The 13,475-nt window shown below is 59.6% G+C and carries 15 protein-coding genes; 13 read left to right on the top strand and 2 right to left on the bottom strand.

Features of this window, described 5'->3' with window-relative positions:
• The first annotated feature begins 108 nt into the window (after positions 1–108).
• The 7 genes from ACSFE6_RS05730 to ACSFE6_RS05700 are packed head-to-tail and all read left to right on the top strand — an operon-like array spanning position 109 to position 7,282.
• A complete protein-coding gene (locus ACSFE6_RS05730; RefSeq protein WP_435426692.1) occupies positions 109–1,281 on the top strand; it encodes a phage tail sheath protein in 1,173 nt (390 codons plus the stop codon).
• 57 nt (positions 1,282–1,338) lie between these two features.
• Positions 1,339–1,854, top strand: coding sequence for a phage major tail tube protein (locus ACSFE6_RS05725; protein ID WP_435426691.1), 516 nt, complete (start codon positions 1,339–1,341; stop codon positions 1,852–1,854).
• Between the two features lie 48 nt (positions 1,855–1,902).
• Positions 1,903–2,250 carry a phage tail assembly protein gene (locus ACSFE6_RS05720; RefSeq protein WP_435426690.1) on the top strand — a complete coding sequence of 116 codons (348 nt, stop codon included), beginning with the start codon at positions 1,903–1,905 and terminating at the stop codon, positions 2,248–2,250.
• A gap of 8 nt (positions 2,251–2,258) precedes the next feature.
• Positions 2,259–2,378, top strand: coding sequence for a GpE family phage tail protein (locus tag ACSFE6_RS05715; RefSeq protein ID WP_150812457.1), 120 nt, complete (start codon positions 2,259–2,261; stop codon positions 2,376–2,378).
• Complete coding sequence (locus ACSFE6_RS05710; RefSeq protein ID WP_435426689.1) at positions 2,368–5,568, top strand: phage tail tape measure protein; 3,201 nt, start codon at positions 2,368–2,370, stop codon at positions 5,566–5,568. The genes ACSFE6_RS05715 and ACSFE6_RS05710 overlap by 11 nt, the downstream gene beginning before the upstream one ends.
• A 5-nt stretch (positions 5,569–5,573) precedes the next feature.
• Positions 5,574–6,014: a phage tail protein gene (locus ACSFE6_RS05705; RefSeq protein ID WP_435426688.1), complete on the top strand. Its 441-nt coding sequence runs from the start codon at positions 5,574–5,576 to the stop codon at positions 6,012–6,014.
• The gene (locus ACSFE6_RS05700; protein ID WP_435426687.1) at positions 6,011–7,282 is read left to right on the top strand and encodes a phage late control D family protein; all 1,272 of its coding nucleotides are present in this window, start codon (positions 6,011–6,013) and stop codon (positions 7,280–7,282) included. The genes ACSFE6_RS05705 and ACSFE6_RS05700 overlap by 4 nt, the downstream gene beginning before the upstream one ends.
• 88 nt (positions 7,283–7,370) lie before the next feature.
• On the opposite strand, the gene ACSFE6_RS05695 is transcribed toward ACSFE6_RS05700, so the two are convergent.
• Positions 7,371–8,012: a hypothetical protein gene (locus ACSFE6_RS05695; protein ID WP_435426686.1), complete on the bottom strand. Its 642-nt coding sequence runs from the start codon at positions 8,010–8,012 to the stop codon at positions 7,371–7,373.
• A gap of 550 nt (positions 8,013–8,562) precedes the next feature.
• Positions 8,563–8,970: a helix-turn-helix domain-containing protein gene (locus ACSFE6_RS05690; protein ID WP_435426685.1), complete on the bottom strand. Its 408-nt coding sequence runs from the start codon at positions 8,968–8,970 to the stop codon at positions 8,563–8,565.
• A gap of 21 nt (positions 8,971–8,991) precedes the next feature.
• On the opposite strand from ACSFE6_RS05690, the gene ACSFE6_RS05685 reads away from it, so the two are divergent.
• From ACSFE6_RS05685 to ACSFE6_RS05660, 6 genes are all read left to right on the top strand, one after another.
• The gene (locus ACSFE6_RS05685) at positions 8,992–9,192 is read left to right on the top strand and encodes a DNA-binding protein (protein WP_435426684.1); all 201 of its coding nucleotides are present in this window, start codon (positions 8,992–8,994) and stop codon (positions 9,190–9,192) included.
• Positions 9,193–9,221: 29 nt separating this feature from the next.
• Positions 9,222–9,695, top strand: coding sequence for a YmfL family putative regulatory protein (locus tag ACSFE6_RS05680; protein ID WP_435426683.1), 474 nt, complete (start codon positions 9,222–9,224; stop codon positions 9,693–9,695).
• On the top strand, positions 9,692–9,985 hold the full coding sequence (locus ACSFE6_RS05675) for an ogr/Delta-like zinc finger family protein (protein WP_151140770.1): 294 nt from the start codon (positions 9,692–9,694) through the stop codon (positions 9,983–9,985). Before ACSFE6_RS05680 ends, ACSFE6_RS05675 begins: the two co-directional genes overlap by 4 nt.
• Positions 9,982–10,356, top strand: coding sequence for a hypothetical protein (locus ACSFE6_RS05670; protein ID WP_435426682.1), 375 nt, complete (start codon positions 9,982–9,984; stop codon positions 10,354–10,356). Before ACSFE6_RS05675 ends, ACSFE6_RS05670 begins: the two co-directional genes overlap by 4 nt.
• A gap of 68 nt (positions 10,357–10,424) precedes the next feature.
• Entirely contained in the window at positions 10,425–10,670 is a 246-nt protein-coding gene (locus tag ACSFE6_RS05665) for a hypothetical protein (RefSeq protein ID WP_435426681.1), read from the top strand.
• A gap of 5 nt (positions 10,671–10,675) precedes the next feature.
• Positions 10,676–13,474: a toprim domain-containing protein gene (locus tag ACSFE6_RS05660; RefSeq protein ID WP_435426680.1), complete on the top strand. Its 2,799-nt coding sequence runs from the start codon at positions 10,676–10,678 to the stop codon at positions 13,472–13,474.
• The last annotated feature ends 1 nt before the right edge of the window (position 13,475 follow it).

Here is a 13,475-nt window from a genome sequence, read left to right as displayed (position 1 = left end):
CCACGTCACAACCTGTAGCGCCAGTTGCTACAACTCCCCGCGCTCGCTCATCCGGCGCGCGCGCGGCAGCCTGTGCAGTGTCTTTCCACCACTGCGCAGGCAAACCCCATGGCCGACGAATACCATCACGGCGTGCGAGTCCTCGAAATCAACGAGGGCACGCGCCCCATTCGCACCGTTTCCACCGCTGTCATCGGCCTGGTCTGTACTGCCGAAGACGCCGATGTCGCGATGTTCCCCCTGGACACCCCTGTCCTGATCACCAACGTACAAGCCGCCATTGGTAAAGCTGGTACCCAAGGCACGCTGGCTGCCAGCCTGCAGGCGATTGCCGACCAGACCAAACCGGTCATCGTCGTGGTGCGCGTCGCCACTGGTGTCGATGACGCCGCGACCACCAGCAACCTGATCGGCACCACCACCGCCGCCGGCAAGTACACCGGCATGAAAGCCCTGCTCGCGGCCAAATCGCGCCTGCAGGTCACCCCACGCATTCTCGGTGTGCCAGGTCTCGACGCCCTTCCCGTGGCCACCGCCCTGGTGGCGATCGCCCAGCAGCTGCGCGCCTTCGCTTATGTCAGCGCGTCGGATTGCCAGACCAAGGAAGAAGCGACGGCCTATCGCGAGAACTTCGGCGCCCGCGAAGTCATGGTCATCTGGCCGGACTTCCAGAACTGGAGCACCGTCACCAGCACCACCGTCACCGCTCCGGCCGTGGCCCGTGCGCTGGGATTGCGCGCCAAGATCGACCAGGAAGTGGGCTGGCACAAAACCCTGTCCAACGTCGCCGTCAATGGCGTCACAGGCATCAGCGCCGACGTGTTCTGGGATCTGCAGAACCCGGCCACCGATGCCAACTACCTCAACGGCAACGAGGTCACCACCCTGATTAACGAGGGCGGCTATCGCTTCTGGGGCAGTCGCACCTGCAGCGACGATCCGTTGTTTGCCTTCGAGAACTACACCCGCACCGCCCAGGTGCTGGCCGATACCATGGCCAACGCGCAAATGTGGGCCATGGACAAACCCATGCACCCCTCGCTGGTGCGCGACATGCTCGAAAGCATCAACGACAAGTTCCGCGAGTTGATTGCCGGCGGTTACCTGATCGGCGGCAGCGCCTGGTTCCCCGACGACATCAACAACGAAACCACGCTCAAGGCCGGCAAGTTGTACATCGACTACGACTACACCCCCGTGCCGCCGCTGGAAGACCTCACCCTGCGTCAGCGCATCACCGACCGTTACCTGGTCGACTTTGCCAGCCGCCTCAACAGCTAACCCGGGCCTCCCCTCACGGGGAGGTAACCCTGCGCCAGCCGACCGGAGAACACCGCCATGGCCCTGCCCCGCAAACTCAAGAACATGAACCTTTTCAACGACGGTAGCAGCTACCTGGCCGTCGCCAAGTCCGTCACCTTGCCCTCCCTCGGTCGCAAGATGGAGGCCTATCGCGGTGGCGGTATGAACGGCCCGGTCAAGGCAGACCTGGGCTTCTCCGACGACGGCATTCAGCTGGAATGGAAAACCGGCGGCCTTGATCTGATCTCGCTGCGCCAGTTCGGCATGGTCAAGGCGTCCGGCGTGCTCCTGCGCTTTACCGGTGCTTTCCAGCAGGACGACACCGAAGAAATGAGCAGCGTGGAAATCGTTGTGCGTGGCCGTCACGAGACCATCGAAATGGGCGATGCCCAGCCCGGTGAAGACACCGAGCACGGCATGACCACCACCTGCAGCTACTACAAACTGATCGTCGACGGTGAGGTCATCATCGAAATCGACCTGCTCAACTTCATTGAGATGGTCGACGGCGTCGACATGCTCGAAGCCCAGCGCAAAGCCCTGGGCATCTAATTCGAATGGCCCTCGATCGAGGGCGCACCTCACCTCCTGGAGAACCCCATGCCTACACCTGAAACCGCAAAACCCGCCGTTACCGCCTCTGAAGAGAGCAAGCGCGACGAGAACACCGTTGAGCTCGATACCCCTATCCGGCGCGGCGATCAACTCATCAGCACCGTCACGCTGCGCAAACCTTGCGCGGGTGAGCTGCGTGGCATTCACCTGGCCGAGCTGCTGAACCTCGACGTGGCCAGCCTGATCAAGGTCATCCCGCGCATCAGCTCGCCTGGCATCACCGCCCCTGAAGCTGCCGGCATGGACCCTGCCGACCTGCTGGCCATCGGCGGCAAGGTCGTCGGTTTTTTGCTGCAGAAGCAGGCGAAGACGGATGCATCCCTCGTTGCGTAGAGGACGCCATGGCCGATCTGGCCGTGGTCTTTCACTGGGCACCAGCCGACATGGATCGGCTGGGCCTGCAGGAACTGATGGACTGGCGCGAGAGGGCGCGGGTTAGGAGTAGCGCCGATGGCCAATGATCTACGACTTCAGGTATTGCTCAATGCCATCGACAAGGCCTCCGCGCCGCTACGGCAAATCAGCCAGGGCAGCCTCGAAACGGCCCGGGCGCTGAAGGACGCCCGCGACCGCCTCAAGGAACTCAACACCCAACAGAAGGACGTCAGCGCCTGGCGCGAGCTGCAAGCCACCAACCGCGAGACAGCGGCGACGCTGGAGGCCAGCAACGCCAAGTTGGGGGAACTCAGCCGCGCCACGGCCAAAGTGCGCCAACAGTTGGCCCCCACCCAGGCGCTGGTTGAACAGTCACGGCAAAAGTTCGATGCGCTCAAGGACACCCAGGGCGATCTAAAGCGCGAGCTCACCAGCTCACGCGATGCCCTTGGGCTGGTCCGTGACGAATACAACAAGGCACGCTCCCAGATTGCAGCCTTCAATGCGGTGACCAGTCAGGGCAACACCCTGACCGACAAGCAGCGCGTCGAATACGAACAACTGACCACGGCTCAACGTGCCCGCAAGGTCGAGCTCGACCAACTGGCAGCCAAAGAAAAAACCCTTTCCGAACGCTACACCGCCGGCAATACGCAGCTACGTTCCTCCCGTGCAGGGCATGCCAGCCTGCGCGAAGAGCTGCGCCGGCTGGAGCAACCGCACAAGGCCCAACTTGCCCTGTTGCGTCAGCAGACCGGCGAATCCAAACGGTTGGGCGAACAGTACGGACAGCAGAAAGCCAAACTGGCCAGCCTCGCCGCACAGCTCAAAGAAGCGGGAATCAACACCAACGCCCTGGGCGCGCACGAGCTCAAACTCAAGAGCCAAATCGACGCCGCCAACATCAGCATCGACACCCAAAGCAAACGCATGGCGGCCATGAGTGCGCAGCAGGCCCGGGCAGCAAAACTGCGCGCCAACTTCGGCAAGAGTCGAGAAATGGTGGGGGTTGCGGCAACTGCAGGCGCCAGTTCTGTCGCCACCGGTGCGGCTGCTGGGCTGCCGATTCTGGCAATGGTGAAGAATTATTCGAGCTTCGAGGACGCCATGGCCGGTGTCGCCAAACAGGTCGAGGGTGCCCGAGACGACAACGGCAAACTCACCCAGACCTATTACGACATGGGGGCAGCCATCAAGATGATGGGAGAAAGCATCCCCATGGCCACCACAGACATCGCTGCGCTCGTCGAGGGCGGCGCACGGATGGGTATTCAGGGCAAGGACAACTTGCTCGAGTTCGCTCGCGTTGCGGCCACAGCCGCCACGGCTTTCGAATTACCCGCCGACCAGGTCGGTGAGAGCCTGGCTCGTATCGCCCAGCTCTACAAACTGCCAATCAAGAACGTCAGCCAGCTCGGTGACGCCATCAACTACCTTGACGACAACGCCATGTCCAAAGGCTCCGACATCATTGAAGTGATGCAGCGCACTGCCGGCATCACTGCCTCGGTGGGCATGTCGTTCAAGGACGCGGCAGCGTTGGGCTCCACCTTCCTGACCCTGGGTGCTTCGGCGGAAGTCGCGGGCACGGCCACCAACGCCATGATCCGTGAACTGGCGATTGCGACGCAGCAGCCGAAGCGGTTTCAAAAAGGACTGGCGGCGGTTGGGCTGGAAGCGAAAGCCGTGCAGGAGGGCATGGCCAAGGACGCCACCGGCACCATCCAGAAAGTGCTGGATGCGGTGAGCAAGTTGCCCAAGGCCAACCAACTTGGCGTTATGACTGAGCTGTTCGGCAAGGAGTACGGCGACGACGCCGCAAAGCTTGCCGCCAACATCGGCGAATACCGCCGCCAGCTCGAGCTGGTGAACAGCACCAAGAGCAGCGGATCAATGCAACGCGAGGGCGACATCCGCAGTGAAGCCCTGTCAGCCCGCTGGCAGATGACACAAAACCGAATGTTCAACCTCAGCAGCGCCCTGGGCGAAACGCTACGACCAACCCTCATCGAGCTGGTCGACGGCTTTAACCGCATCATTGAGCGGGTGAACACCTGGGCAACTCAAAACCCCACACTCGTCGCGAGCCTGTTGAAAGTCGCGGCAGGGATCGCAGCCCTGTCTGCTGGCTTCGGTGTCGTCGCACTCGGCATTTCCGGCGTGCTTGGCCCTTTCCTTGCCGTGCGTTTCGCACTGTCCATGATGGGGCTGAAAATCCCCACGCTGCTGGGCTTGCTGAGAGTGCTGGCTGTAGCCTTCAGCGGTGGACTGGTAACAGCTATCCGTGCCGTCAGCATCGCCCTGTGGGCGCTGGCAGCCAACCCTGTAGCGCTGGCCATCGCCGCCGTCGTGGCGGTACTTGCCGGTGCCGGCTACCTCATCTATCAGAACTGGGACCAGGTGAAACTGTACTTCACCAATGCCTGGAACGAGATTAAGGCCGGCTTTAGCGGCGGTATCGGCGGCATTCTCACCACCCTGGCCAACTTCAGTCCGATTGGGTTGATCTACCAGGCCTTTGCTGGAGTGCTGAGCTACCTGGGCGTGGATCTACCGACGCGCTTCACCGAGTTCGGCAGCATGATCGTCAACGGTCTGGTCAACGGGTTAATGGCCGGCGCCGGACAGATCAAGGAGGCCATCACATCGCTCGGCGGCTCGACCATCGACTGGTTCAAAGAAAAGCTCGGCATCCACAGCCCATCGCGAGTTTTTGCCGAACTGGGCGGTTTCACCATGGCGGGCCTGACGCAGGGGCTGCAATCCGGTGAACAAGGGCCGCTCGATGCCGTCGCGCAAATCAGCAAGCAGCTCACCAACGCGGGGGCTTTCGTGATGAATGCGATCGCCGGTCCTTCCTCGATGGGGGAGCCACGCACCCCGGCCGAGGCTGCCGGTGTGGCTCAACCGCTCAAGGTGGCGCAATCGACCGTTCCGACGCCTGGCCCCTCCGGGGCTGATACAGGCGTTCTGGCGACGTTGGCCACCTTCGGCAAACAGCTCACAGCCGCCGGTGCCATGGCATTGGGCAGCATCGCGGCGCCCGTCATGGCCATGGGCACGGCTGCAACTCCAGCGATTGAGATCGACAGCCGAGCCCCCGTCGCCCCACAGGCTGCAGTGACCTACGACAGTCACGACCATTACGAAATCAACATTCACACCACCCCGGGCATGGATGACCAGGCCATTGCCCGTGCCGTGCGTGCTGAGCTGACCCGCATCGATCGGGAAAAGTCCGCCCGCAAGCGCAGCCAATTGACCGACCAGGAGTAACCCGCATGATGCTCGCCCTCGGCATGTTCGTTTTCAGCCTGCACACGGCTGCCTACCAGGAGATGCAGCGCCAGACGGAATGGCGCCACCCCAGCAGTAACCGCATCGGCACCAATCCAGCCCGTCAGTTTCTGGGTCGGGGGGAGGATGCCGTCACCCTCCCTGGCATCATCCTTCCGGAGTTGGCCGGTACCGTCTTGAGCCTGGATGCGCTGCGCCAGATGGCTGACACCGGCAAGGCTTGGCCCATGGTCGAAGGTACCGGCCGGTTGTGCGGACTCTGGGTGATCGACAACCTGACGGAAACCAGGACCATCTTCTTTTCCAACGGCGCCGCGCGACGGATCGAATTCAACCTGAGCCTGAAGCGCGTCGATGATGGTCGTGTGGATCTGCTCGGTGCGAGCACCGGCACCGGCTTGAACATTCTGAGGGGGCTGCTGTGATCGATACCGCGATTGCCCGGGTGACGGGTTATGTGAGTAGCACCCTGGAACAGAGCCGCCGGGATGCCACCTATCCGGTGCCGGCGTTCCGCCTGACCGTCGACGGCAACGACCTCGCGCAATTGATCAGTCCGCGGCTGATGAGCCTGGAGCTGACCGACAATCGCGGCATCGAGGCCGACCAGCTCAGCATTACGCTCAGCGACCACGATGGCCTGCTGGCCATTCCACCCAAGGGCGCGATCTTGCGGCTGTGGCTTGGCTGGAGTGATACCGGCCTGGTCGACAAAGGCACCTACACCGTTGACGAAACCGAGCACAGCGGCGCCCCCGATGTGCTCAGCATTCGCGCACGATCGGCGGACCTGCGCAAAGGACTCAAGTCCAAACGCGAGCGCAGCTGGAGCAACACCACTCTGGGTGAAGTACTTAGAGCCATCGCCAGTGGCAATGGCCTCAAGGCAACGATTGCCGAAGCCCTGGGCAGTCTGCCCATCCTGCAGCTCGACCAGGCCAATGAGTCGGACGCCAACCTGATCAGTCGACTGGGCGAAGAGTTCGATGCCGTGGCCACGGTCAAAGCTGGCTGCCTGCTGTGCATGCCGGCCGGCGGTGGCAAGACGGCCAGCGGCAAGGCTCTGCCCCATATCACCCTGACCCGCGTCGATGGCGACCAGCACCGGTACCTGCAAGCCGATCGCGACAGCTACGACGGTGTCCGCGCCTATTACTACGACGTAAACAGTGCCAAGAAGCAGGAAGCCATTGCCGGCGGCGGTGAAAACCTCAAGGACCTGCGCCATACCTACAGCGACCAGCAATCCGCCCTACGGGCTGCCCGGGCTGAGTTCAATCGCCTGCAACGCGGCAGCGCCACTCTGAGCTACACCCTGGCCCGGGGCCGACCGGATCTGATCCCGGAACTGACCTACACGCTCCAGGGCGTGAAGGCCGAGATTGATGAAATCATCTGGTATGGCGGCAACGTTCAGCACAGCCTTAGCGCTGACAACGGCTACACCATGAGTCTGGATCTGGAAAGCAAACTGCCAGAGGACACGGTGGAAGACCTGGCCGAAGAAAACAAAGGGGAGTACACCGGGATCATTGCCAATTACCGAGACGAAAAGGCCGTAAAGGAGAAGACTGTGACTGCGGGTGATCAGTCAAAACCCAAACGGCTGCGCTGGCTGTACGCAAGTGAGAAGACCGCGAAACGGGCGGTGGACCGTGAGTGGAAGAAGATGCAGGCTAACAAACTGGCATAAAAAACCCGGCACTTGGCCGGGATTTTTGCGACTTAGTCGGATTCGGCTGTGAATTAAGCTCCCCCCGACCTTTACAGACCATCAAACCTCAACCGTTGTTTACGACATCACCGCCGGCGGATTTGATTGCATTGAGTAACTGGAGCTGCCCCGCATCTTTGAAGTAGAGATTTTGAAATGCGGGAGTCCATTCATCCAACTGGGAATCACCCGCTGCTTCGGGGACGACCAGGTCAGAGGCAGAGCTCGCCTTCACAATCTTCCCCGCTGCCATCATCGCTTGATCTCGAGTAACACTGATCTGAACACTAGGTGCTTTCAAAACCTTGGAAGTGACAGGATTGAAAGTCACTTCCCGAGGCACGGCGGTCACCGAAACAGCTTCAGCGTTGGTGTGTGTAAATGTTCGATACACACCGTAAAGCGCTGCGCGGCGCAACTCGCTCTGCACGTTTTCAGGGAGATCTCCTGGAACAACAGTGGGCGCAAGCTGGATTTTCAAAGGCTTGGCACTTACCAACTTAAAGCTGCCGTTTTCCTCAGCGTAGTCACCGCGATCCTCGATCATTTCGGCGACAGATTTGAATTGCAATGGATGAGCAGGACCATCCTGGGCGATGGACTGGGTACTGCTAAACATCAACGTTGCGAGAAGTAAGCTACCGAGAGGGGGCTTTGGAAAAATCAGTGAAGTGCGTACCTGGTGAATCTTCCGTTTCAAAAAATCCATTTCTGAGTTCCTTGTTGATGAGGTCCAAGATTATACCCTCACCAGAGACCGCCCAGAGCTTACCCCGACCTGACCTAGAGCCTTTGGGGGGTTAATGCAAAACTCGCAGGCATGAAAAAGACGCCCTCGAGCGCCTTCTTTCTTGTTTGATAAATCACTTAGGTGGCAGCGTTGTTATGGCCATTGCCGACACAAAACGCAGAACATGAGCACGATCCTCCTTCCCTAGACGGCGGTACCACTGCAGCAACACACGCTCCCTCCGAGAAATGAATCGGCGTGATTGTGGCTGTTCTTGGGCGCGGCTGTTTTCCGCTCTCAGTATCGACAACATGCGCAAACTCCATACGCAAGCACTGTATGCGCATACAGTACACGCGGATAGCAACTTTGCCAACAAAGTCACGGCTCCTTGGCGCAGCAAATCAAAAACCCGGCACTTGGCCGGGCTTAAATTTATTTCTTATGAACGTTCGGAGGACGTCCGTGGCGATTCAAAGCCAGGCGTTGCATTCCCTGAATGCGCTCTGCGCCATATCAATTCCTCAGATTACAACTTCACCTGCACAGTGGCAGCGAGTGCGCTAGTGAGGCGTTTGACGGAAGCACGGTCATGCTCGGGAAGAGAGCGAAATTGTTCGAGGACCAATGATTCCTCCTCGCTGAGGCTCGCGGCATCAATCGAGTGCCGACTGCCAGTAAGGACGAAATGAACATCCACAGCCATCCCCTGCAAAGCCGCTAAGTAGCGTACATCAGGCGAGCTTGACTCAAGTTCATACGCCTTCTGAGTTCCTCGGCTAACGCCCGCAGCAATACCAAAATCGGTCTGATTCAAACCCAGCCGATCCCTTTCTTCACGTAGGCGTTCACCTACTCCAGATAAAATGAGCACTTTTTTGATCAATACCAGTTGACTTGAACAGAATTCTGCCCAAGAATCCTCACCGTCGAACACGATTAAACACGGTTGAACACTATGCATGTCCTTCTAACCCCCGAGCAAGCCCGTGCAGATCTAGACCGCCGGGGAAAAAGCATTGCGGAGTTCAGCCGCGAACATGGTCTGAACAAAAATTTGGTCAGTGATCTACTCAATGGACGCAAGAAAGGTCGTCGAGGCGAGGCACACCGGGCAGCAGTTTTGCTCGGGATCAAAGACGGTGAGGTTGCACAGTAGTGCGGCTAGCCAAGGAGGGAAACGAGAACATGAAGCGCTTAGTGCTAGAAACCAGACGCCAAGTCGTAAGTGCAGTTGTTTGCGCTTACCCAGGTGGCCGCGAATGTGCAGCAGCGCGCCTCGGCTACGAACTCAAGAAATTCGACAACCACGTCTACGAAAACGCCGGCAGCCGGCCACTGAGCGATGACCAGATTCATATGCTCGAGCGAGAGGCTGGCACCAGCTTTTTGCCTGAGTACGTGGCCTCGCTTTACAGCGGCATGTTCGTGCCTATCGCCGATCCCGAAACTTTGGACAACATCGAGTTGTATAGCCGTTCGGTCAGCACGGCAGCCAAGCGTGGCGTGGTCGATCAGATCATCGATAAAGCGTTGGCTGATGGTGTCATCGAGAAAGGTGAGGCGGCTGCAATCCTTGCTGCCCACAGCAAATACCTGAGCGCTCGCCATGGCGAGGTGCTGGCCACGATCCAACTGCACAGCAAGGAGGCCGACCAGTGAGCGTCTACAAAATGGTTTGCCCCCACTGCATGGGCCGCATGCGTATCCGTACCAGCGAAGGCACCCACATTTTCCTGCGCGTGGCCTACCTGCAATGCGCAAACGAAGCTTGCGGCTGGTCCGTGCGTGCCGAGTTCGAAATGACTCATGAAATGAGCCCGAGCGGCATGCCCAACCCAACCGTCAAGTTACCCGTAGCCCCTGTTGCATTGCGGCGCCTGGCGATGAAGTCCCAGGACGATCAGCCTGATTTGCTGGACTCACTCGATATGGAGGTTGAATACGCATGAACGCCATCACCTTGACTATCAATCCCACCACTGACTACCGCGCCGCCATGCAACAAGCGGCCGTGGCCTATCTGTACCGCCAACATGGGCAGCACCTGTCCGGCGACCACTTGCTGCTCGAAAACTGCAAACGCTATCTCGCCCAGTCGCTCGAAGTACCCGAGCACCTGGTGCAGCGAATCGCTGAACTGGCAGTTGCCGAATTCGAAAGCATGACCACAAAACGTGTGGCCTTGCTGGGCATCTATCCGGCAAGCAGTGCTTATCGGTACCTGGTCTGGTTGTTGGATACCCAAACACAGAAGCGCTATCCCGTGCCGGCGCGCTTCTTACCCGCGCGCTTGCTGTCCTCCCGCGACACCTCGAACTAACCCAACCCTCCCCTCCGTATGCCCGCTTCGCGTGGGTAAGGGGAAACTGCAACTTATTGGCGGCTGACATGAGCAAAATCACCATCCAACTGGAACTGGACGAGCAGCAGGCAAAGAAATACCTGCAATGGCTCACCAGTCAGTACGAAGTCACCATGGCTGATCTTTGGTACTCCGATCGCTACCGGAACGTGCCAGCCGGCCAACGCGGCCACAAAGCTCTCCAGGACCTGCCTTACCTTGTGGGCATCTGCCGCACGCGCTGCGAGTTGAAAAAGCAGCTCGACACCAATGCTGTGGAGCGTGCGCAGTGAAGACCATGGATCACCAACTTCGCGCTGATGTACTGCAGCGGCTCGAGGCCGACTTTGGCCTGCAGCACATGGCCGGCACCCAATACATGCGCAAGGGTACTTGCCCCCAGTGCAACCAGCGGCGGCTATTTTCCCGGTATGACGAGCCTTGGTTCATCCGCTGCGGTCGCGAGCAGAAATGCCGCTACATGGAGCCGGTCAAGGAGCTGTACAGCGACCTGTTCGATGACTGGAGCAAACGTGCCCCCGCCACCGACGACCAACCTGCTGCCAGTGCCAAGGCCTACTTAACCTTCGCCCGCGGCTTCGACGTTGGCCAGATTGAAGGCTGGTACACCCAAGAGCATTACTTTGACCGGGAGCTGAACATCGGCTCGGCCACCGTTCGCTTTCCACTCGACAAGGGCGGCTACTGGGAACGCCTCATCGACAAGCCGAACCGTTTCGGCAAGAAGAAGGCGCGATTCAAGCCTGGCGAAAGCTACAAGGGTTATTGGTGGGTGCCCCCCTGTGTCGACCTGCTGCAGGTCGACGAACTGTGGATCGTCGAGGGCATTTTCGATGCCATCGCCCTGGTGCAGAACGGTATCCCCGCCGTTGCCGCGCTTTCCTCGAATGCCTATCCAGAAGAATCGCTGAAAGCCCTGATCACCGCGCGCAGCGGCAAGACGCCAAAACTGATCTGGGCACTGGACAACGAACCAGGTGCGCACAAATACACCCGGATGTGGGTGCGCCAAGCGCGTGACCTTGGCTTCACTTGCGACGCGGCACAGATCCCACAGCCTGATTCGCGCAAGGTCGATTGGAACGATCTGCACCAGCGTTGGGCGTTCATGGATGACGTCGATGCTCGCACCCAGCGGATCGACAAGGAGCTGGAGGACGCCAAGCACCACGGTGCCCTGCTGATCGCAGAGAGCGCTGTGGAGAAAGCCCTGCTCATGTATCAGTGGCGCGAGCGCGAGGAGTTTCACTTCGGCTTCGACTCCCGCCTGTACTGGTGGAAGTTGGACATTTCGAAGTTCAACAGCGCGATGCAGGCACTGGACGCCAGCGACAACCATGAAGACCAACAGCTCAACGACAAAGCACGTCGCGCCAAGGCGCTGCGGATGTCCGGCTGCGTGGTCGAGATCGCCAACTGCTACCCCAAGGCCCTGTATTTCCAGCGCAACGAGATTACTGACGAGTCCTGGTACTTCTTCCGCGTCGACTTTCCGCATGACGGTGGTTCGGTGAAAAACACCTTCACCGGTGGCCAGGTCGCAGCAGCCAGCGAATTCAAGAAAAGACTTCTCGGCATGGGCGCCGGAGCCGTGTTCACCGGTAGTGGACAACAGTTGGACAAGATCATGAAAGACCAGCTTTTCGGTATCAAAACCGTGCAAACCATCGACTATGTGGGCTACAGCCGCGAGTACGGCTGCTACGTGTTCAACGACATCGCCATCCGGGAAGGCCAGCTCATCACCATCAACGAAGAAGAGTTCTTCGAGATGGGCAAGCTGAAACTCAAGAGCCTGCAAAAAGGCGTGAAGATCGCGCTGCAGAAGGACGCCAAAGACTACGACACTCGCTGGCTGGACTTGCTCTGGCAATGCTTCGGCGCCCAAGGCACCGTGGCACTGACCTTCTGGTTCGGTTCGCTGTTCGCCGAGCAGATCCGCGCACGGTACCAGTCCTTCCCCTTCCTGGAAGCCACAGGCGAAGCCGGTGCGGGCAAAACCACCCTGCTCACCCTGCTGTGGAAACTGCTCGGTCGCGAGGGGTACGAAGGCTTCGACCCATCCAAATCCACCAAGGCCGGCCGAAGCCGGTTGATGGGGCAAATCTCCGGCATGCCGGTCGTGCTGCTGGAGTCGGATCGCAGCGGCGACGATAAGGCCCACGCCAAAACGTTCGAATGGGACGAGCTGAAGGACTATTACGGCGGCGGCACGCTGGCGACCAAAGGTGTCAAAACAGCCGGCAACGAAACCTACGAGCCGCCCTTCCGCGCCACCATCGCCATTAGCCAAAACGCGCCGGTCGTAGCGTCCGAAGCGATCATGACCCGGATCGTAAAGCTGCACTTTGTGCGGCCAAACGTCACGGCTGAAAGCCGCGCGGCGGCGGACCTGCTCAATTCCCTGGAAGGCGTAAAGCTCAGCAACTTCTTGCTGCAGGCGGTTCGCAAAGAATCAGAAGTGATGGAGCTGTTTGCTCAACGCATGCCCGGCTACGAAGCAAAGCTGCGCACCCTTCACAGCCACTGCTTTGCCTGCGAGACGCCATTCAAAAATGAGCACGACCACTGTGGCCACTGCGGCAACAAGTTGCGCGGCTACATCCGCGTCGAGCGGATCAACAAGAACCACGCCCAACTGCTCGCCCTGCTCGATTGCCTGCGCCTGGTCGTCCCCCTCAGTGAGCCGCAAATCAGCCACACCCGGACTCAAATCATCCGCATGGCGATCGAGCGCCAGGCCTCGATCAGTTCGGATCACCCGGTAGTGGCTGAGTTTTGGGAAGTCTACGAATACCTCGAAGGCCTGGACGCTGACGGCCCCGTGGTCAACCACAGCAAGAAAGAAAACACCATCGCCATCAACCTCAACGACTTCGTTAAGTGCGCGGCCGAGCACCGCCAGAAGGTCGCCGACATCAGTGAACTGCGGGACCGGCTGAAGGACTCCCGCTCGCGGAAGCTGATCGACACGAACAAGGCCACCGACAGCGCAGTACGTGCACATCAGGCGAAGCATTCCAACGCCGTCGTCACCAAGCAACCCATCGTGAAGTGCTGGATTTTTCAGGCCTGAA

The sequence above is a fragment of the Pseudomonas baetica genome, assembly GCF_051216495.1.
Classification (GTDB): Bacteria; Pseudomonadota; Gammaproteobacteria; order Pseudomonadales; family Pseudomonadaceae; genus Aquipseudomonas; species Aquipseudomonas baetica_B.
This window is presented reverse-complemented; position numbering and strand designations above follow the sequence as displayed.

Coding starts and splice junctions, on each gene's coding strand:
- ACSFE6_RS05730 (WP_435426692.1), top strand. CDS start 109: ATGGCCGACGAATACCATCACGGCGTGCGAGTCCTCGAAATCAACGAG.
- ACSFE6_RS05725 (WP_435426691.1), top strand. CDS start 1,339: ATGGCCCTGCCCCGCAAACTCAAGAACATGAACCTTTTCAACGACGGT.
- ACSFE6_RS05720 (WP_435426690.1), top strand. CDS start 1,903: ATGCCTACACCTGAAACCGCAAAACCCGCCGTTACCGCCTCTGAAGAG.
- ACSFE6_RS05715 (WP_150812457.1), top strand. CDS start 2,259: ATGGCCGATCTGGCCGTGGTCTTTCACTGGGCACCAGCCGACATGGAT.
- ACSFE6_RS05710 (WP_435426689.1), top strand. CDS start 2,368: ATGGCCAATGATCTACGACTTCAGGTATTGCTCAATGCCATCGACAAG.
- ACSFE6_RS05705 (WP_435426688.1), top strand. CDS start 5,574: ATGATGCTCGCCCTCGGCATGTTCGTTTTCAGCCTGCACACGGCTGCC.
- ACSFE6_RS05695 (WP_435426686.1), bottom strand. CDS start 8,012: ATGGATTTTTTGAAACGGAAGATTCACCAGGTACGCACTTCACTGATT.
- ACSFE6_RS05685 (WP_435426684.1), top strand. CDS start 8,992: ATGCATGTCCTTCTAACCCCCGAGCAAGCCCGTGCAGATCTAGACCGC.
- ACSFE6_RS05680 (WP_435426683.1), top strand. CDS start 9,222: ATGAAGCGCTTAGTGCTAGAAACCAGACGCCAAGTCGTAAGTGCAGTT.
- ACSFE6_RS05670 (WP_435426682.1), top strand. CDS start 9,982: ATGAACGCCATCACCTTGACTATCAATCCCACCACTGACTACCGCGCC.
- ACSFE6_RS05665 (WP_435426681.1), top strand. CDS start 10,425: ATGAGCAAAATCACCATCCAACTGGAACTGGACGAGCAGCAGGCAAAG.
- ACSFE6_RS05660 (WP_435426680.1), top strand. CDS start 10,676: ATGGATCACCAACTTCGCGCTGATGTACTGCAGCGGCTCGAGGCCGAC.